The following is an 18,229-nucleotide window of genomic DNA, read 5'->3' on the forward strand; positions in this document are numbered from 1 at the left end:
ACAGCGCCGCATTAGGGGCAGGCAGGGGGGGGCGTGTGCCAAATATGAAGATGAGCGGACGTTAGGACTAAGGGCGATCGTCAGCTACCACCGTGCACCCCGGCGTCTCGCGGCTGCGTCGCGGCGCACGAGATTCACGCCCTCTGGGCAGCGGCTCTCGATCGTGCCCCGCTGGCCGCGTTTCCTCTTCAGACCGATTAACGCTGGAGGCGATGTGGACGGTTTCGGAGTGGCGGAATTGGATGTCGGTGTCTGGCCGATCGTGGCGGTGTTGTGCGGGCTGGTGGGCTTCGCGTTGATGTTGGGCGCCGGGCGCGCCCGTCCAGGACGAGCGGGCCGGGCACGCGGTGATGTCGAGCGGGATTGCGCCAGCCGGCGGGAGGTGGTGAGGGTTGCGGGTCGTCGTCAGGTGATGCGGCGCAGTCGGACCCTGCGGCCGGCTGTCCAGCGACCGGCGCCGGGCGATGTGGGGTACCGGATCGGGGTGGCGAAGGGGGTGGACTGTTTCGCCTCAATCGAGGACTCGGTGGTGGTGTTGGGTCCGCCGCGGTCGGGCAAGGGTCTTCATTTGGCGATCCCGTTGATCTTGGACGCGCCGGGCGCGGTGGTGACTACGAGCACCCGCCCCGACAACCTTTCTGTGACGCTGCGAAGCCGCGCGGCGGCAGGCCCGGTCGCCGTGTTCGACCCTCAAGGGTTAGCCCGCGGCATACGGACCTCCACCCGATGGTCGCCGATCCGGGGCTGTCAGGACCCGCATGTGGCGATGGTCCGCGCCAAGGCGCTCACCGCCGGTGCCGCGGACGGCACCACGGACGCGAACTTCTGGCAGGCCTCGGCGGAGCAGGTGGTCCGATGCCTGCTGCACGCCGCAGCCCTGGGTGACCGGTCCACGCGCGAGCTGTACCGCTGGTCGCTGTCCGCGCTGAGGGCCCACGACGCGGTCCACATCCTCACCAACCACCCCGATGTGGCGCACGCGTGGAGCGAGGCATTGGAGGCGATCCTGTCGGCCGACCCGAGGCAGCGAGACTCGATCTGGGCAATGGTCGCCATCGCGTTCTCCGCCCTCGGTGACCCGACGGTGCTGGAGGCCCTGTCACCAGCGCCGGGGGAGGAGTTCGACCCCGAGGTGTTCCTGCGCGAGAGCGGCACCGTCTACCTGCTGGGCACCTCCACCGGCGCCTCGGCGACGGCGGGGATCGTGGCAGCGTTCGTCGAAGATGTCGTCGAGGCGGCTCGCCGCAGTGCCGCCGCCTCGCCGGGTGCGCGCCTTGACCCGCCGCTGTCGCTCGTGCTGGACGAGGCCGCCAACTACCCGCTGCCGTCGCTGCCGGCGCTGATGTCCGAGGGCGGCGGCACCGGCATCTCCACCATTGTGGTGCTGCAGTCCCTGGCGCAGGCGCGGCACGTGTGGGGTGAGCACGCCGCCTCTGCTATCTGGGACGCCGCGATCGTCAAGGTCATCCTCGGCGGCGGCTCGAACGCCCGCGACCTGGACGACCTCTCCCGCCTGATCGGGCAACGCGAACATGCCACCACCTCGACCAGCCGCGGCGGCGACGGCCGCCGCTCCACCTCCACCTCCACCATGATGGCCCCGATCTTGGAGCCGGCACAGCTGCGCACTCTTCCGTTCGGCACCGCCATCCTGCTCATGCGTGCCGCACCCGCGATCGCCCTCACCCTGCGCCCGTGGACCCGCCGGCGCGACGCCCATTTGCTCGAGGCGGATCGGGACGCCACCGAGGCCCAGGCCCGCTCCATGCCGCGGCGTCCAGTGGTGTCGTCGTGACCGGACCGCCCACGGACGGGTACGCCAGCCTGCCGGCTGGCCCGTCCCCAAACCCCTTCGTCGGCGGCCCCGTCCACGTGCCCTCCCTCACCTCAGCCGCCCGCGTGGCGCTCCTCGGCCACCTGGCGCCGTGGGTGGACACGCTCGCGCACCGGTTCGCCCTGGACGTGCGCACGCTCCCGCCGTGCTGGGACCGGCACAACGGCATGGTCGAGGTCCTCGCCGGACTGCGCGACTACGAACGCGGCGCCTTTGTCGGCACCGCACCCCCCACAGCCGCGATCGACTGGCTCCGCGCCCTGCGTGACGCCCTCGCGTTCTTGCGCGACCTAGGCGCGCTGACACAGTGCACTGCTCGCGAGCACCGACCCGATCCCGAGCGACCCACTCTTGAGCCTCCCGGCGTCTGAGGCTGCCGGTGGTGCCCCGAGCGAGCCGTAAACCTTCCAGAGGCGCGGCACCGGGTCGCGCGGGAAGGCAAGCGGCACATGGAACCCGACACGCTGTTGGGACGGGACGGACAACACCCGCACGAAGCGCTGCTGCTCCAACTGGCCGTCATGGCCCAGGAGCACGTCCGCGACACCGCGGATCACGAGTACCAGCTGGGGATCCGCGACACCTGCCTCACTGTGGTCGCACTCACCCTCACCAAGGGGACCGGCCGAGACGCGGACCAGGTGCGGCACCTATCGACCGACGCGCTTACCAGCGAACGGTGTGACACGCCCCAGCTGCTACAGCTCGCGCTACAGGCCGCCGGCAACCCCGGCACGGGGCGACTGGGGCTGGACTGGGCGGGTCCGCGCACCTTCCAGGTACGACACGGCCGTGTCGGCACCGATGAGGACCTGGCAGGCTCGCTTGGCCCCAATCCGTCGATTCGTATCTCGTGGCGCCGCGACCCCGGCCGACACGTCGGGTTGCTCTACGCCTACGACCAGCTCTGGGACGAGTACGCCGTCATCGCCGCCTGCGTCGACCGCGACCTGGCCCGTGAAGCCTGCCGGCGCGTGGTCCCGAGCAGGGGAGCCGAACTGTGACCGGCCACGGGGCGGCGGCGTGGGTCGATGTCGACCAGCTCCGGGCCCGGCACCGCATCGAGGACGTCGTCGCCGCCTCCGGTGTCGAGCTGCACGCCTCCGGACGATCCCGCATGGGCTGCTGCCCGTTCCACGACGACCGAACTGCCTCCCTGTCCGTGGGCGGCGTCCCGGACCGGTTCCACTGCTTCGGCTGCGGCGCCTCCGGCGACGTCATCGACTACATCGCCCGGCTGCACAGGCTCAGCTTCCGTGAGGCGGTCGAGCACCTGGACCACGCACCGATAGCGCGGGTCGCGCCACCGGCCGCCGGTCGTCCCGCGACCCCGCGTGCCGTGGTGGAGATGCCTGCCGACCGGGCGTATGCCGTGAACCTCCTTGCGTGGCAACACTGGACCCGCCCGGTGAACCACGAGTTCGCCCTCGCCTACCTCCGCCAGCACCGCGGCATCGACCTCGACCCAGCCGAGGCCGTGCGGGGCGACCGGCTGGTCGGGCACACCGGCACCGCATGGACAAGCATGACCAGCCACCTGGCCCGCCACGGCGTCACCACCGACGAGCTGGTCGCGCTCGACCTTGCCCACGCCACCCGCGGCGGCACCCTCATCGACACCATGCGCGGACGGCTCGTCGTACCCGTGCGTGACGACGCCGGGCACATCACCGGGTTCCTAGGCCGCGACACCACCGGCGACCCGCGCGCACCGAAGTACCGCAACCCCACCAAGACCGCGGTCTTCGATAAGGCCACCATGCTCTACAGCCCACAACCGCTGACCCCGACGAACGGGACGGTCCTGGTAGTCGAAGGCCCGCTAGACGCTCTCGCCGTCACCGCCGCCGCGGCCGCGACGCGGATCCCCATGGTGGCTTGCACCGCCGCCGGTGTCGCGGTCACCCCCACCCAGGCCGACCGGGTCGCCGCCCTGTCATCAGGAGGGTCGGTGCTGGTCGCCCTCGACGGGGACACCGCCGGCCGCGAAGGCTGCGCCCGCTGGGTCGACCTCCTGCATGGCCGCCTCGGCCACCCGGTCCGCGTGGTCGACCTCCCCGACGCGTGCGACCCCGCGGACTGGATCGCCGGCCACGGCCCCCACGCGCTCGGCGGCCTGCTCGCCCGCGCCCGCCACCCGGCCCACCAGCCCGAACATGTCCACCGCCCCGAACCAGCGCAGCGGCGCGACCCGCTCAGCCCTCTGAAGGAGAACCCATGCACACCACCACGACCCGCGCCCAAGACCTCATCGACCTCGCACACCGGCACCTCGCAGCGGCCGCCGCCGCGGCCCGAGCCCGAGCGGGCGACCAGATCGCCAGCCACACGTTCGCCGCCCAGATCGAGCTCGCCGCCGCCACCCTGCCCCCACCCAGCCGACCCATCGACCCCATCCCGCCGCGAGCCGCCCGGCTGGTCCACCAACTGCTCGCCGCGATCACCGCCCTCGACACGATCGACCCCCTCGACGGACCAGCGGACCTGCCGCTGTGCGCCTGGCACGTCCACGAACTCGCCCGCATCGCCCGCACCCAGTGCAAAACGACGGGGACGCCATGAGCACCACGACAGCGGCCGACCTCCTCGCCCGCGCCGAGCTGCTCAGCCGCGACCTGCGTCGCGACGAGAGCCCGGTGACACTGCAGCAATGGGCGGCGTTCGACGTGACACTGCACCGGCTCCTGACCGAGATGCTCGGGGAGCACGGGATCTCGGTCCCGAAGGAACACACCGCACTGCGAGCCGTGATCGACCAGTACCCGCAACCGCCCACGGGTCCACTGCGCATGCCCCACTCCGAGCCGCAGCCAACCACCCGCGACCACTTCGAACGCCAGGCAGCGGCTTCCACACGCCGACAGCATCTCCAGTCAATCCCCGCCCCGGCACCAGAAGTGCTCGCCCTCGACGTCGAGACCCTGCCACAAATCACCGATCCGCACCCAATGGCCCGGCTGACATGCACCTTCGGCGCCCTCGCGGACCTGCTCCACGGCTACCCCGGACCCGACCCAATCCATGACGACATCGACGGCCTCACCGACACCACCCGACGAGTACTGGCCCTCGCCGCGCTCGCCGCCCACCACACGATGGCTTCCGTCCCACTCGCCAACACCGAACGCCCGATGACGGTGGGTCTGCACGCCGAAGGCTTCCTCGACTCACTCACCACCGGCCAGCCCGCCGTCGCCCGGTGGCTTCACGACGTGGCCGCAACGCATGCCCAGGCCGCATCCGCCAGCCCCATCGTGGCTCTGGACATCGTGATGTCGGAGTGGGCGCGCACGTCCGAGACCGAGGTGCACGCCGCCGTCCCCAGCGTCGACACCTTGCGCACCCTCACCCGCCAGGGAACCCACCTGCTCGCCACGATCGAAGAGCTCGCTTATGCAGCGGACATGCGGTCATGGACCGTTCAGGACCCAACCGGGCTCCGAGAGGCCGTGACGGCGCTGATCGATGTCGACCAGGCATGGCCCAGCGGCGCGTCGACACTCACCCGTCCAACCCACGCATTCGTCCACGCCAGCCGCGACCTGCATGAGGCCCTCGAACCCCTCCGGCTCGGCGCAGCCGGGCTGGACGGCGCAGACCGTGACGCCGCCATGGGCGACCTGCTGCGCGCTACCAGCCACCTGAGCCATCAGCTCATCAGCGTTCGCACGCTCCCCGAACGGCTCGCATGCTCCGGGCTTCTGTTCGCCCCAGCCCGCTCGCTCACCCCGGCGCCGGATCGCCTCAGCGACCGCAAGCACGGCCGGCACATCCCCGCCACGCTGAACGACATCAGCGACCTCATGCACGCCTGGCATGAAGCCGTGGACCGTTTCCTCCAGGCGAACGTGGCCCTCATGCATCCCTCGCAGGTACGTCAAATGTCCCCGTCGGACCTGGGGCCCAGCCTCTAGAGACTTCTCGGGAGCTGAGATCCGAATTGCAGGAGTAGTAATGGAAAAACTCTTCACCTTAAAGGAAGCGGCTGAGGTGCTCGGCACCCCAGCGCGGTTCCCTCGACGGCTGGTCGCCGAACGCCGAATCCGGTTCGTCAAGGTGGGCAGGTATGTGCGGATCCCTGAGAGCGCCATCGAGGACTTCGTGGAGCACGGGACGGTGGACGTCGTTGTCCGGCATGTGGAGGGGAGGGCGTCGTGAGTAGGCAGCGTCGTGAGTTCGGGAACATCCGAAAGCGCGAGTCTGGACGGTACGGCGCCAGCTATCTCGGGCCCGACGGTTTGCGGCGTTACCCTGGTCAAACGTTCGCTACCAGGGCCGACGCACAGGCGTGGCTCGCCCTACACCAGACACAGATGCGCAGCGCCAGTTGGATCGATCCGAGACTGGGGCGTCGGAAGCTGGGCGACTTCGGCGGGCAGTGGATCGCTGAACACCAGCTAAGCCTCCGGACACGCGACCTGTATGCCAGCTTGTTCCGGCTGCACATCGATCCGTTCCTTGGCCACCTCCCTCTGGATCAGATCACCACAGAGGCAGTGAGGAGTTGGCGTGCGCGGTTGCGCGACCAAGGGCGCTCGGAGAGCACGCTGGCCAAGTGCTATCGGTTGCTCCGAGCCATCCTCAACACCGCAGTCGATGATGGTCGAATCTCAAAGAACCCATGCCGGATCAAGGGCGCCGATCGGGAGAGCCCGCCAGAACGTCCGGTGGCGTCGGTGCCCGAGGTTTTCATGCTCGCCGACCAGATCGGGCCTACTTACCGCGCCTTCGTACTCACGGCAGCCCTCGCGAGCCTCCGATGGGGTGAGCTCGTCGCTTTACGCCAGCGAGACTTGGATCTGGAGGCAGGGCTCATCTTCGTTCGCCGCAGCATGGTCGAGCGCGGACGACACCTACAGATCTCGCAGCCGAAGAACAACCGCAGCCGAACTGTCGCCCTTCCGGCCGTGCTGGTCGAAGAACTGAAAGTTCACCTGGCGAGGATTCCGCAAGATCCCGAAGGGCCGGTGTTCAGCGGCGAGCGCGGCGGTGTTCCACGACGCGGCAACTGGCGGGCCAACGTCCGGTGGAGGGAGGCCGTCAAGGCAATCGGTCTGCCAGACGGCTTCCGCTTCCACGACCTTCGACACACCGGCAACCATCTGGCTGCGCAGACGGGCGCCTCGACCCGGGAGTTGATGCAGCGGATGGGGCACTCGACTGTCCGTGCGGCGATGATCTACCAGCACGCTACAGACTCCCGCTCGAGGGAGATAGCAGACCGCCTCGACGCATTGATCCGCACCCAGCGGGAAGCCTCGGATTGACGGGGGCACCGTGGCTTGTTGCCCATCAGTTGTCCAGGGCGTCGTCCGACCGGCCTGAGCAGTCAGAATCGGCATGGCCAGCAAGGCGCTGACCTGCATTGATGCAATGGAGCCGGTGACGAGAATCGAACTCGCGTGTCCAGCTTGGGAAGCTGGCGCTCTACCATTGAGCTACACCGGCGCACGGCGCCGAAGCGTCGTGAACACCGCCCACCGGGCGGTGCGGCAGGAAGTCTAACCGAACGCGCGCACGAGACTGACGGCCCCCGGCATACCCGTCGCGTTAGTCTCTCACCGTGCTGCTGAGCGACCGCGACATCAAGGCCGAGATCGACAACGGACGAGTCGTCCTCGACCCCTGGGACCCGGAGATGGTCCAGCCGTCGAGCGTCGACGTGCGCCTCGATCGCTACTTCCGGTTGTTCGACAACCACAAGTACCCGTTCATCGACCCCGCCGAGGACCAGCCCGACCTGACCCGGTTGGTCGAGGTCGACCCGGGCGAGCCCTTCATCCTCCACCCGGGCGAGTTCGTCCTCGGCTCGATCTACGAGACGGTCACGCTCCCCGATGACGTCGCCGCCCGCGTCGAGGGCAAGTCCAGCCTCGGCCGCCTGGGTCTCCTCACGCACGCGACGGCCGGCTTCGTCGACCCGGGTTTCACGGGCCACGTCACCCTCGAGCTCAGCAACGTCGCCACCCTCCCGATCAAGCTCTGGCCGGGGATGAAGATCGGCCAGCTCTGCTTCTTCCGCCTGAGCTCGCCCGTCGAGAACCCCTACGGCTCGGCCAAGTACGGCTCGCACTACCAGGGCCAGCGTGGCCCCACGGCGAGCCGCTCCTTCAAGAACTTCCACACCACCGACGTCTGACCGACGACTGGGTATGCCGCGGGCTCACCTCGAGCGCGCGTCAGTGTGTCTGAGCGGTGCAGAGAGTGGGTAGGGCCTGCGGCATCCACAGGCCTCTCCGCTACGAAGGACTGACACGGACCCACACCCGAAGGAGGCCTCCGTGCCCGCTCCCCGACTGCTCTGGCCGGCCGAGGTCGACCAGCCGCGCGCTGTCGTCCTCGTCCTCCACGGGGGCAAGTCGCGCAGCCGCCGTCCCGTGCGGCCGTGGCAGGGGGCGGTGCTGCGCATGGCCCCCTTCGCGAAGGTCGTCGCTGACGCCGGCTCCGGCGCCATCGCCGTGGCAACGCTGCGGTATGCCGTGCGCGGCTGGAACGGCGCGGAGCAGAGTCCCCTCGTCGACGCCCGCCTGGCGCTCGAGCAGATCGAGGCGAAGTATCCCGGCGTGCGGATCGGGCTGCTCGGCCACTCGATGGGCGGCCGCGTCGCGCTGCACCTCGCGGACGACGAGCGGGTCACCGCCATCGCGGCGCTCGCGCCCTGGGTGGAGCCCCAGGACCAGCCGCGCTGCCATCCGGGCCTGCACGTCCTCTTCATGCACGGCGACCTCGACCGCATGACCTCCCCTCGCGCGTCACGAGCCATGGCCACGGCGATGGCCCGGCTCGGTGCCGTCGTCAGCTACGAGTCGGTCAAGGGGGAGAGCCACGCCATGCTGCGCCAGGCCTCCCGCTGGCACCGTGAGGCCGCGGCCTTCCTCGTCGGCCACCTGCTCGACCAGCCCTGTCGGACCCTCGCGCCATAGTGTCGGGAAGGGCTCAGCAGGGGCCCAGCGACCAGGAGGACACGACATGGCCGAGGTAGTGCTGTTCCACCACGCGCAGGGGCTGACCACCGGGATCGCGGACTTCGCGGAGACCCTGCGGCACGCCGGCCACACCGTGCATACCCCCGACCTCTACGTCGGGCAGACCTTCGAGACCCTCGACGAGGGACTCTCGTACCTGAAGCAGGTCGGTTTCGACACCATCCTCGAGCGGGGCAGGACCGCCGGCGAGGCGCTCCCTTCCGAGGTGGTCTACGCGGGGTTCTCGCTCGGCGTCATGCCTGCCCAGCTCTTGGCCCAGACCCGCCCCGGCGCCACGGGTGCGCTGCTCATGGAGTCGTGCGTCCCGCCGTCGGAGTTCGGTGAGGGCTGGCCCGATGACGTGCCCGTGCAGGTGCACGGAATGGAAGACGACCCGATCTTCGCGGGTGAGGGCGACCTCGACGCCGGGCGCGCGCTCGTGGCCGAGGCGGCCGACGGCGAGCTGTTCGTCTACCCGGGCAGCGTCCACCTCTTCGCCGACCCCAGCATTGCCACCTACGACGCGGAGCAGGCAGGGGTGCTCACCGACCGGGTCATCGCCTTCCTCGACCGGGTCTCCTGACCTCCGCACCGCGTGCAGGGAGGGAGGCCACGACGCGGGGACGCCGCTAACGCTCCTCCGGCGTCGACACGGCATACCGCTCGACGATGCGCTCGGCGATCGCGAGCTCGGGCGACAGGTCGCGGTCCTCGATGCCGGCGGGGAGCGCCGCGCACCTCGCGAACGCCTCGCCCAGCTCACCCACCGGCACGACGCCCCGCATCCGCAGGGCGCGCACCGTGCACACCAGCTCGACAGCGAGCATCCGTCGGTAGGCGGCGGTGGCTTCTCCGAGCCGCAGGGCCGCCTGCCCCGCGAACGACGCATCGTCCTCGATGCCCGCGGAGACCCCGGCCGTCTGCACGCTCGACGGCGTCGAGGCCACCCCTCGGATCGTCGACAGCGCCGAGGCCGCGACGTACTCCGCGATGAGCACGCCCGACGACCCCATCGTCGAGTCCGACAGGAAGAGCGGCAGCCCGCTGTCGGAGTCGGTGAGGGTGTGGCTGATCCGCGACTGCACCGCCTGCGCCGACCGCGTCAGGGCGAGCAACGTCGTGTCCACCGCCAACACCAGGTATGCCGCGTGGAACCCGCCGTGGTGCGTCACCTCCGGCGCGCCGTCGGTGCCGGTGAAGAGCGGGTTCTCGGACGCGGTGTTGGCGGCGGTCTCGACCACCCGCTTGAGGTCGAGGACGGTGTCGAGGACGGGGCCGTGCACCTGCGGCCAGGTGCGCAGTCCGAAGAAGTCCTGGAGGTGGGCGGGCTCTCCCGGCTGGTCCGCGAGCAGCTCGCGCAGCACACGGATCACCTCCTGGGCGCCGCGGAAGGGCGTGGCCGCCGCGGCCGTCTCGCTCACTGCTTCCGGATTGCCCTGCAGCGCAACGAAACTCAGCGCGCACACGGTGTCCGCGGCGCGGGCCAGCTCGTGGAGCGACGCAGCGTGCAGCGCGGTCTCGGCGATCGCGAACGCGTTGGACGACATGAGGGGGAGGGCGTCGGCCGAGGTGAGCTGCACGTCGGAGCGCTTGGCTCCCCCGGCGCGCTCACGCTCCCCGATCAGGGCCAGGCCGACCTCGGCGAGGGCGGTCAAGTCGCCGGTGCCGAGCGAGCCGTACCGGTGCACCACGGGCAGGTCGCCTTCCGGCGCGCCCACCAGGTCCGCGAGGGCCTGGGCGAGGGCGGGGTTGGCGCCGGAGCCACCCGCGAGGAGCTGGTTGGCCCGCACCGCCAGGGCGGCCCGCACGACGGGGGGCGACATGACCTCACCCCACCCGGCCGCATGCGAGCGCAGCAACCGCAGGCCGTGGTCGACCTTGGAGTCGGTGCTCTCGTCGCGGGCTGCCCCGACCCCCGTCGTGCGGCCGTAGACGGGGCGCAGGCTGCTGACCTCGGCGGCAGTGCGGTGCGACGTGGCGGCCGTGGCCATCGCCTCCGGGTCGATCGACACCCGCGCCCCGCGGGCTGCGCGCTCCAACGCGTCGAGGTCGAGGCTGTGGCCGTCGAGGTGCACCGGGTCCGTCACGGCGCCAAGTATCGCTGCTCGGTCGGGGTCTGGGTGGATCGCGTCTGTCGGTGCGCTGGGTTAGGTTGATCGGCATGATCGCCTTCGACGGTGTCACGAAGCAGTATCCAGACGGCACCGTGGCGGTGGACGACCTCAGCTTCGAGGCGCCCAGCGGCAAGATCACCGTGCTGGTGGGGCCTTCGGGCTGCGGCAAGACGACCTCGCTGCGCATGATCAACCGGATGATCCGGCCGTCCTCGGGGACCATCACGCTCGACGGCAAGGACACCGGGCAGATGAAGGAGTCCGAGCTGCGCCGCGGCATCGGCTACGTCATCCAGCACGCCGGGCTCTTCCCCCACCGCACCGTCCTCGACAACGTCTCGACCGTTCCGCGGCTGCTGGGCATGGACAAGACCGAGACCCGCAAGCGCTCGATGGAGCTGCTCGAGCGGGTGGGCCTCGACCCGGCCTTTGCCAAGCGCTACCCCGCCCAGCTCTCCGGTGGCCAGCAGCAGCGCGTCGGCGTCGCCCGCGCCCTGGCGGCCGACCCGCCGGTGATGCTCATGGACGAGCCGTTCAGCGCCGTCGACCCGGTTGTGCGCGAGCAGCTCCAGGACGAGTTCCTGCGCCTGCAGGGCGATCTCGGCAAGACGATCATCTTCGTCACCCACGACATCGACGAGGCGATCAAGCTGGGCGACCAGGTGGCCGTCCTCAAGGTCGGCGGTCACCTCGCCCAGATCGCCGCGCCGGCCTACCTCCTGTCACACCCGGTCGACGACTTCGTCGCCGACTTCGTCGGCCGTGACCGCGGCTACCGCGCCCTGTCGTTCCAGCCGACGCCGCGCCTCCCGCTCGCCGCGGAGCGCACGGTCGCGATGGGCGAGCGGGTCGACGGCATCGACGCCGACTGGGTGCTCGTGGTCGACGAGGACAACCACCCGATGGGCTGGGTCGAGCCGGCCCGGGTCAAGGGCGAGGTCCGCAGCGAGGCCCTCCACCGCGGTGGCACCGTCGCGCGCGCGAGTGGGCCGCTGCGCGCCTCCCTCGACGCCGCACTGTCGAGCCCGAGCAGGCGAGGCGTGATCGTCGACGACACCGGCGCCCTGCTCGGCACGGTCCAGGCCCACGAGGTCCTCACCGCGATCGAGGAGACCAGCCGGCCCGAGCTCGCGAACCCCGACAACCCCGGAGCGCCGGCGGCATGACCTGGTTCCTCGACCACGTCCCGGAGGTCCTGCGGCTGGCGTGGACGCACGCCTACCTCGCGGGGATCCCGTTGGTGGTCGGGCTGCTCCTGGCCCTCCCGCTCGGCTGGCTGGCGCGTCGCTACCACTGGCTCTACGCCCCGTTCACGGCCGGCTTCGGCCTCCTCTACACGATCCCCAGCCTCGCGCTCTTCGTCATGCTCCCCCTCTTCACCGGCTACGGCATCCTCAGCCCGGTCAACGTCGTGATCGCGCTGTCCCTCTACACCCTGGCCCTGCTCGTGCGGACCGTCGCCGACGGCCTGGGGGCGGTGCCCGACCACGTCCAGAACGCCGCCACGGCCATGGGCTACACCCGGGGCAAGCGGTTCTTCGCGATCGAGCTCCCGCTCGCCATCCCTGTCATCGCGGCGGGGCTGCGCGTCGCGGCCGTGAGCAACGTCAGCATCGTCAGCGTCGGCACGATCATCGGCGTCCAACAGCTCGGCCTGCTGTTCAGCGACGGGTTCAACCGCGACTTCTACGACCCGCTGGTCGTCGGCATCATCGGCTGCGTCGTGCTCGCCCTGCTCTTCGACGGCATCATCATCGTCGTGGCGCGGCTGCTCACGCCGTGGCAGCGGGCGACGGGAGGCCGGGCGTGAACGGCGTCATCACCTGGCTCACCGACCCGCTCAACTGGACGGGCTCCGACGGCATCCCCGGCCAGACCCTGACCCACCTCTGGTACTCGGGGATCTCCCTGTTCTTCGCCTGCCTCATCGCGATCCCCCTCGGGCTGGCCATCGGCCACACCGGTCGTGGCCGGTTCTTCGTGGTCAACCTCGCGGGTGCCGCCCGTGCGATCCCGAGCCTCGGCCTGCTCTACCTCATGGTCCTGTGGCTCTTCCCGAAGCTCAAGGGCGACTCGGCCTTCCTCGTGCCCAGCCTCATCGTGCTCATCGTGCTGGCGATCCCGCCGCTCATGGCCGGTGCCTACGCCGGGGTCGAGGGCGTCGACCCCGCGGCGCGTGACGCGGCGAAGGGCATGGGCATGACCGGCATGCAGGTGCTCGGCAAGGTCGAGGTGCCCAACGCCCTCCCGTTGATCTTCTCCGGGTTCCGGTCGGCCACCCTCCAGGTCATCGCCACGGCGACCCTGGCCGCCGTGGCCGGCACCGGCGGGCTCGGCCGGTTCCTCATCGACGGCCAGAAGATCCGGGACTACCCCCAGATGGCCGGCGGGGCGCTGCTGGTCGCCGTGCTCGCCCTGGTGGTCGACCTCCTGCTGGCTGTCGTGCAGCGCTACGTGGTCTCGCCGGGCCTGACCGGCCGTGGCACCGGCGCCGCGCGAGGCTCCCGGCGGTGGTCACCGAACCGTAACCAAGGTAATACCCCCCTCGATGTAGACATTCCGTCGTCGGCACGTACGGTGGATCCTCAGACCCCCTGATCAACAGTAGGAGCGGGACCGTGAAGCTCACCAAGATCACCCTGACCATCGCGACGGCGGCGGCCCTCCTGGCCACGGCTGCCTGCGGCAACTCCGGTGGCGACCCGCTCGCCACCACGTCGAGCTCGAGCTCGGGTGGCGCGGCCAGCGGCACCATCAAGGTCGGCTCGGCCGACTTCCCCGAGAGCGCCCTGCTCGCGGAGATCTACGCCGGGGCCCTCGAGGCCAAGGGCGTCAAGGTCGAGAAGAAGCTCAACATCGGTGCCCGCGAGGCCTACATCCCGGCCCTCCAGGACGGGTCGATCGACCTGATCCCCGAGTACACCGGTGTGCTGCGCGACTACTTCAAGAAGGACCAGCCGGGCACCGACGCCGACGCCGTGTACAGCGAGCTCAAGGCAGCGGTCCCGGCCACGCTCACGGTGCTCGACAAGTCGGCGGCCGAGGACAAGGACGCCCTCGTCATGAAGAAGTCCCGCGCCGACGAGCTGGGCGTCAAGTCGATCGCCGACCTCTCCGGCAAGGCCGACAAGCTCACCGTCGGTGGCCCGCCGGAGTGGAAGACCCGGATGACCGGCATCCCCGGGTTCAAGAAGATCTACGGGCTCGAGTTCAAGGCGTTCCGTCCGCTCGACGCCGGTGGCCCGCTCACGTTGGCGGCCCTGAAGAACGGCCAGATCGACGCCGGTGACCTGTTCACCACCGACCCGAGCATCGCTGCGAACGACCTCGTCGCGCTCGAGGACCCGAAGAACATGTATGCCGCGCAGAACGTCGTGCCGCTCATCACCAAGAGCAAGAGCAACCCGACCATCGAGGGCGCCCTCAACGCGGTCTCGGCCAAGCTCGACACGGCCACCCTCGCCGCGCTGCTCAAGGAGGTCGTCGTCGACAAGAAGGACGCCGACACCGTGGCGAAGGAGTTCCTGACCAAGAACGGCCTCGCCTGACGAGTCGCACCTGGCCAGAACCAACCCAGCCAGGATGGCTTGGCCAGAATCGCCTGACCGGTTCAGCCCGCTCCTCCCCGGAGACGGATGAAGGCCGGGTGTGGTGTCCCCCCGGACCCGCACCCGGCCTTTCGGCATGACCCCCCGGTCTGCCAATCCCTGTTCCGCGATCTCGGGAAGCGCCCCTCCGCGCCTCACGTGACCTCGGAACCAGTGATCTCCGTTGCCCCCAAGAGTGGCGGAGCCGGCCAGGGGCGGGCATCAGTGAAACCACCGATATTCACCGGTACGTACGGGATAGCCTGTCGGGGTGCTGACTCCGTGCGTGGGTCGTGATGACGTCCTCGAACGCCTTCGGCTCCTGCTCAGCAGCAACCGGTGGGTGACACTGACCGGCGCCCCGGGGTGTGGCAAGACCCTCGTCGCGCGGCACACCGCCAACGGCGAGAGCGCCGTCGCCTGGGTCACCGGGCACCAGCACGGGCACGTCGACTCCCTCGTCACCGCCTGCCTCGATGCCCTTGATGCCGAGGTCGCCCCCGGCGACTCGCCCACGTTGGCCCTCAAGCGAGCCCTCGACGGCCGCAAGACGCTGGTCGTCCTCGACGGAGTGGACGCGATCGAGGGGCTGGGCGAGCTGCTCAACGACCTCATCGAGGACGCCGAGGACTGGCGTCTGCTGTGCACGGCGACCACCGTCTCGGGCCGCCCGCACGAGCAGGTGCTCCGCCTCCCCCCGCTGCCGGTCCCTTCCGCGCGCCAACCCCTGGAGGGGCCGGCCGTCGAGCTGCTGCTCGCCCGGGTCGCCGCGGCGGGAGGCCACTCGGTCGACCTCGACCGGCACGACCGGATCCTGCGCGGGCTGTTGCGGGCCAGCGGTGGGCTCCCGTCGCTGATCGAGCAGCTGGCGGTGCAGATCGCCCTCGTGGGCGTCAGCGACGTCTCACCGGCAGACACCCTCGCCGATGCCGTCCGCACGTCCTACGACCTGCTCGACCCGGCGCAGCAGGAGTGCTTCCGGCGGCTGGCGGTCATCGGCCGTCCGGTGGGTCTCGACGTCCTCGCCGACGTCTGCGGGGTGACGCGGCCGCAGGCTGTCCAGCTCGCGGCGGCGCTGGCCCGCCGGAGCCTGGTCGAGGTGCAGCCCGACGGACGCTTCGACCTGCTGCCGCCGATGCGCGAGGCCGGACGGCTGCTCGCCCGCGAGACCGATGATGCGGCCAAGGCGCTGGAGGGACTGCTCACCTGGGCCGACCGCGTGGTCCCGAAGGCGGTGAACGCTGGTTCGGCCGACGAGCCGTTCCTCACCCAGCTCGCGCTCGTCGACTCCACGGTGCGCCAGGCGTGTGCCGACGACACCACGCGCCCCCGCGGTTACGCCATCGCGAACCGGGCCTTTCCGTCGCTGTCCGCGGCGATGCGGGCCCGCGAGGCCCTCGACATGATGGAGGCGGCGCTGGCCAGTGGCGACGGTCCACCCATCATCGGCTCCCAGCTCGCGCGCCGAGCCGGGATCTGCGCCTCCGAGGTGCGCGGCACCTACGAAGGTCTGCGGCTCCTCGAGCGGGCCGAGGAACACGCCTCCGCGCTCGACAGCGTGACGCGCGACCTCGAGCTCGCGCGCAACGCCGCCATCCGCGCCGAGATGCACCTCGACGCGGGCGACCTCGTCTCGGCCCGCACCGATGCCGAGCGCACCCTGGCCCTCGGTGGCGGCGACCCCTACGTCATCCGCCAGGTGCGCCGCACCCTGATGGACGTCTGCGTGTCGGCCGGCGACTTCGCCGAGGCCGAGGAGCTCGCCACCCTCATCGTCGACTCGCCCCCGGCCGACGAGCTCTGGATCGCGCTCTCGGCCCGCACCCTCCAGGCCAAGATCGCCTGGGAGCAGGGCCGGCTCGTCGAGGCCGCGTCGCTGGCGATGTTCGCCCGCACGCAGGCAGAGGAGATCCGGGAGGACCGCATCGCGCTGCTCGCCGACACCGTGCACCGCATGGTCGTCGGGGGGCCGGGGCTGCAGGTCGACACCGAGACCCTGCCGTGGGCCGTGCGCCTCGTCGTGCAGCTCCAGGACGCGCGCCAGCTGCTCGCGGAGGGCGACGCCAGCCGCGCCGCGGGTCGCGCCGCCGACATCGTGGTGCTCGCCGACAGCAGCAAGCTGGGGCGCGATGCCGTCGAGGCCAGGCTGCTGGTCGCCGATGCGCTGATGGCGCTCGGCGAACCCGCCCAGGCGCGTCCCTCGTACCTGTCGGTGCTGCGCCGGTCCGTCGAGGTGCCCCTCCCGCTGCGTGCCGCTGACGCCCTCGACGGGCTGGCGGCGATCGCGGCCGAGTCGGGCACGGCGGCATACCGGTCCATCGCGGGAGCCGCGGAGGCACTGCGCGCGGGGCGCCGCGCGGTCGGGCGCGAGCGCCCGGGGGTGCCGTATGCCGCGGGGTCGGCCCGCGACTGCCCTTCCGGGTGGGTGGTGGCCGGCCAGCTCACGCCGAGCGGGGTCGCGGCGGTGACGGGACTGGTCGGCAGCCAGGAGTCGGCGGAGCAGGCACCGACACCGCTGCAGGTGCTGACCCGGGCGGAGCGCGCGGTCGCCGAGCTCGTCGCCGAGGGGCTGACCAGCCGCCAGATCGCCGAGCAGCTCTTCGTCTCGCCGCGCACCGTCGATGCCCACCTGTCCCACATCTTCCGCAAGCTGGAGATCGCCTCGCGGGCCAAGCTGGCCGCGTTGATGGTCGAGATCGCCTGACACCGGCACGCGGCCACGCAGACCAACCAGCAGCGGCCCCGGCGCCGAATGACCCCCGTGCCCGACCTCACCTACCGCATCGTCATCCGGCTGTGCCGCGTGCTGTTCCGGGCGCTCGGGCTGCAGATCCGCGTGTCTGGCGTGGAGCACCTGCCCGCCGCCGGGCCGGTCGTGGTCGCAGCCAACCACAGCAGCTTCCTCGACTTCATGTTCGTCGGGCTCGCCGCCGTGCAGCGGGGTCGGCTGGTGCGGTTCATGGCCAAGCAGTCGGTGTTCCGGTCCAGGCTCTCCGGCCCGCTGATGCGCGGGATGGCCCACATCCCGGTCGACCGGGCCCACGGTGAGTTGGCCGCTCGGCAGGCTCTCCGCGCCCTGCGGTCCGGTGAGGTGGTGGGCATCTACCCCGAGGCGACGATCGGGCGGGCCTTCGTGGTGAAGGACGCCGAGGACCTCCGTCGAGGGGCGGCCTACCTCGCGCTGGCCACCGGGGCGCCGCTGGTCCCGGTGGCGCACTGGGGCATCCACCGCATCTTCACGGTCGACGGGCGCTACTCCCTACGCCGGGGCACGGCCGTGGAGGTGGTGGTCGGTGAACCACTCGTGCCGCTGCCCGGGGAGGACGCCGAGGCCCTCACCGCCCGGCTGCACGACCGCCTCAGTGGCCTGGTCGACGAGCTCCTCGCGCGCTACCCGCAGCCGCCTGCCGACCCGTCCGCCGCGTGGTGGTGGCCAGCGGCCCGGGGAGGTGCCGCGCCGACGTTGGCCGACGCCAGGGCGCTCGACGAGGCAGCGGTCCGTCGGGTCGACGCCCGACGCTGACCCAGCCCCGCGCCAAACCCCCTCCCCCCACGAGGAACCTTTGCTAGCTGTACTGACCGGGGACGTTGGTTGAGTGGGTGTGATCCGCTGATCTGATCAGTGGCGCGGGAGGGCCTCCCGCGGTGGAGTGGAACTGCCTAGGTATCCGCTCACAAAACAGGAGGCCCTCGTGTCCCACGCTAACGCTGCCCTGACCCCTCGTGCCC

18 protein-coding genes, 1 tRNA gene and 2 pseudogenes are annotated in these 18,229 nt (G+C 70.8%); 18 read left to right on the forward strand and 3 right to left on the reverse strand.

Features of this window, described 5'->3' with window-relative positions; all coding sequences use genetic code 11:
* The first annotated feature begins 163 nt into the window (after positions 1-163).
* The 4 genes and pseudogenes from AC1DX8_RS19085 to AC1DX8_RS19100 form a co-directional block, all read left to right on the forward strand.
* On the forward strand, positions 164-1,795 hold the full coding sequence (locus tag AC1DX8_RS19085; RefSeq protein WP_477631534.1) for a type IV secretory system conjugative DNA transfer family protein: 1,632 nt from the start codon (positions 164-166) through the stop codon (positions 1,793-1,795).
* Positions 1,792-2,205 carry a hypothetical protein gene (locus tag AC1DX8_RS19090; protein WP_477631535.1) on the forward strand — a complete coding sequence of 138 codons (414 nt, stop codon included), beginning with the start codon at positions 1,792-1,794 and terminating at the stop codon, positions 2,203-2,205. Before AC1DX8_RS19085 ends, AC1DX8_RS19090 begins: the two co-directional genes overlap by 4 nt.
* A 78-nt stretch (positions 2,206-2,283) precedes the next feature.
* Entirely contained in the window at positions 2,284-2,838 is a 555-nt protein-coding gene (locus tag AC1DX8_RS19095; RefSeq protein WP_477631536.1) for a hypothetical protein, read from the forward strand.
* Positions 2,835-3,854 (forward strand): annotated as a pseudogene (locus AC1DX8_RS19100) (CHC2 zinc finger domain-containing protein); the annotation flags it as partial. The gene AC1DX8_RS19095 and the pseudogene AC1DX8_RS19100, both read left to right, overlap by 4 nt.
* Here AC1DX8_RS19100 and AC1DX8_RS19105 read toward each other — a convergent pair.
* Entirely contained in the window at positions 3,774-3,992 is a 219-nt protein-coding gene (locus AC1DX8_RS19105) for a hypothetical protein (protein WP_477631550.1), read from the reverse strand. The pseudogene AC1DX8_RS19100 and the gene AC1DX8_RS19105 sit on opposite strands and share 81 nt — an antisense overlap.
* Positions 3,993-4,051: 59 nt before the next feature.
* On the opposite strand from AC1DX8_RS19105, the gene AC1DX8_RS19110 reads away from it, so the two are divergent.
* From AC1DX8_RS19110 to AC1DX8_RS19130, 5 genes and pseudogenes are all read left to right on the forward strand, one after another.
* Entirely contained in the window at positions 4,052-4,396 is a 345-nt protein-coding gene (locus tag AC1DX8_RS19110; RefSeq protein ID WP_477631551.1) for a hypothetical protein, read from the forward strand.
* Positions 4,393-5,748: a hypothetical protein gene (locus tag AC1DX8_RS19115; RefSeq protein WP_477631552.1), complete on the forward strand. Its 1,356-nt coding sequence runs from the start codon at positions 4,393-4,395 to the stop codon at positions 5,746-5,748. The genes AC1DX8_RS19110 and AC1DX8_RS19115 overlap by 4 nt, the downstream gene beginning before the upstream one ends.
* A 40-nt stretch (positions 5,749-5,788) precedes the next feature.
* Positions 5,789-5,992, forward strand: coding sequence for an excisionase family DNA-binding protein (locus AC1DX8_RS19120; protein WP_477631537.1), 204 nt, complete (start codon positions 5,789-5,791; stop codon positions 5,990-5,992).
* Positions 5,989-6,138 (forward strand): annotated as a pseudogene (locus AC1DX8_RS19125) (tyrosine-type recombinase/integrase); the annotation flags it as partial. The gene AC1DX8_RS19120 and the pseudogene AC1DX8_RS19125, both read left to right, overlap by 4 nt.
* A 9-nt stretch (positions 6,139-6,147) precedes the next feature.
* Positions 6,148-7,101, forward strand: coding sequence for a tyrosine-type recombinase/integrase (locus tag AC1DX8_RS19130; RefSeq protein ID WP_477631549.1), 954 nt, complete (start codon positions 6,148-6,150; stop codon positions 7,099-7,101).
* Positions 7,102-7,208: 107 nt separating this feature from the next.
* On the opposite strand, the gene AC1DX8_RS19135 is transcribed toward AC1DX8_RS19130, so the two are convergent.
* Positions 7,209-7,282: transfer RNA gene (locus tag AC1DX8_RS19135), tRNA-Gly, on the reverse strand.
* A 115-nt stretch (positions 7,283-7,397) separates the two neighbouring features.
* Between AC1DX8_RS19135 and dcd the strand changes: the two genes are divergently transcribed.
* The 3 genes from dcd (at position 7,398) to AC1DX8_RS19150 (ending at position 9,382) form a co-directional block, all read left to right on the forward strand.
* A complete protein-coding gene (gene dcd, locus AC1DX8_RS19140; protein ID WP_477631538.1) occupies positions 7,398-7,973 on the forward strand; it encodes a dCTP deaminase in 576 nt (191 codons plus the stop codon).
* Between the two features lie 142 nt (positions 7,974-8,115).
* Entirely contained in the window at positions 8,116-8,757 is a 642-nt protein-coding gene (locus AC1DX8_RS19145) for an alpha/beta hydrolase family protein (RefSeq protein ID WP_477631539.1), read from the forward strand.
* Between the two features lie 46 nt (positions 8,758-8,803).
* Positions 8,804-9,382, forward strand: coding sequence for a dienelactone hydrolase family protein (locus AC1DX8_RS19150; protein ID WP_477631540.1), 579 nt, complete (start codon positions 8,804-8,806; stop codon positions 9,380-9,382).
* A gap of 46 nt (positions 9,383-9,428) precedes the next feature.
* On the opposite strand, the gene AC1DX8_RS19155 is transcribed toward AC1DX8_RS19150, so the two are convergent.
* On the reverse strand, positions 9,429-10,886 hold the full coding sequence (locus AC1DX8_RS19155; RefSeq protein ID WP_477631541.1) for an aromatic amino acid ammonia-lyase: 1,458 nt from the start codon (positions 10,884-10,886) through the stop codon (positions 9,429-9,431).
* Positions 10,887-10,960: 74 nt separating this feature from the next.
* Here AC1DX8_RS19155 and AC1DX8_RS19160 point away from each other — a divergent pair, with 74 nt between their 5' ends.
* From AC1DX8_RS19160 to AC1DX8_RS19185, 6 genes are all read left to right on the forward strand, one after another.
* Positions 10,961-12,079: an ABC transporter ATP-binding protein gene (locus AC1DX8_RS19160; RefSeq protein WP_477631542.1), complete on the forward strand. Its 1,119-nt coding sequence runs from the start codon at positions 10,961-10,963 to the stop codon at positions 12,077-12,079.
* Entirely contained in the window at positions 12,076-12,723 is a 648-nt protein-coding gene (locus tag AC1DX8_RS19165) for an ABC transporter permease (RefSeq protein ID WP_477631543.1), read from the forward strand. Before AC1DX8_RS19160 ends, AC1DX8_RS19165 begins: the two co-directional genes overlap by 4 nt.
* Entirely contained in the window at positions 12,720-13,511 is a 792-nt protein-coding gene (locus AC1DX8_RS19170; RefSeq protein WP_477631544.1) for an ABC transporter permease, read from the forward strand. Before AC1DX8_RS19165 ends, AC1DX8_RS19170 begins: the two co-directional genes overlap by 4 nt.
* Before the next feature lie 20 nt (positions 13,512-13,531).
* Positions 13,532-14,461, forward strand: a complete 930-nt coding sequence (locus tag AC1DX8_RS19175) for an ABC transporter substrate-binding protein (RefSeq protein ID WP_477631545.1) — start codon at positions 13,532-13,534, stop codon at positions 14,459-14,461.
* Between the two features lie 310 nt (positions 14,462-14,771).
* Positions 14,772-17,204 carry a LuxR C-terminal-related transcriptional regulator gene (locus tag AC1DX8_RS19180; protein WP_477631546.1) on the forward strand — a complete coding sequence of 811 codons (2,433 nt, stop codon included), beginning with the start codon at positions 14,772-14,774 and terminating at the stop codon, positions 17,202-17,204.
* Between the two features lie 57 nt (positions 17,205-17,261).
* Positions 17,262-18,023 (forward strand): lysophospholipid acyltransferase family protein, encoded by a 762-nt coding sequence (locus AC1DX8_RS19185; RefSeq protein ID WP_477631547.1) that lies wholly within the window; start codon positions 17,262-17,264, stop codon positions 18,021-18,023.
* Positions 18,024-18,229: the final 206 nt, after the last annotated feature.

The organism is Pedococcus sp. P2_A3 (genome assembly GCF_056405035.1).

Excerpts from the sequence above, each read along its gene's own strand:
- AC1DX8_RS19095 (WP_477631536.1), top strand. The coding sequence starts at position 2,284 with ATGGAACCCGACACGCTGTTGGGACGGGACGGACAACACCCGCACGAA.
- AC1DX8_RS19105 (WP_477631550.1), bottom strand. The coding sequence starts at position 3,992 with ATGTTCGGGCTGGTGGGCCGGGTGGCGGGCGCGGGCGAGCAGGCCGCC.
- AC1DX8_RS19110 (WP_477631551.1), top strand. The coding sequence starts at position 4,052 with ATGCACACCACCACGACCCGCGCCCAAGACCTCATCGACCTCGCACAC.
- AC1DX8_RS19115 (WP_477631552.1), top strand. The coding sequence starts at position 4,393 with ATGAGCACCACGACAGCGGCCGACCTCCTCGCCCGCGCCGAGCTGCTC.
- AC1DX8_RS19120 (WP_477631537.1), top strand. The coding sequence starts at position 5,789 with ATGGAAAAACTCTTCACCTTAAAGGAAGCGGCTGAGGTGCTCGGCACC.
- AC1DX8_RS19130 (WP_477631549.1), top strand. The coding sequence starts at position 6,148 with ATGCGCAGCGCCAGTTGGATCGATCCGAGACTGGGGCGTCGGAAGCTG.
- AC1DX8_RS19150 (WP_477631540.1), top strand. The coding sequence starts at position 8,804 with ATGGCCGAGGTAGTGCTGTTCCACCACGCGCAGGGGCTGACCACCGGG.
- AC1DX8_RS19160 (WP_477631542.1), top strand. The coding sequence starts at position 10,961 with ATGATCGCCTTCGACGGTGTCACGAAGCAGTATCCAGACGGCACCGTG.
- AC1DX8_RS19165 (WP_477631543.1), top strand. The coding sequence starts at position 12,076 with ATGACCTGGTTCCTCGACCACGTCCCGGAGGTCCTGCGGCTGGCGTGG.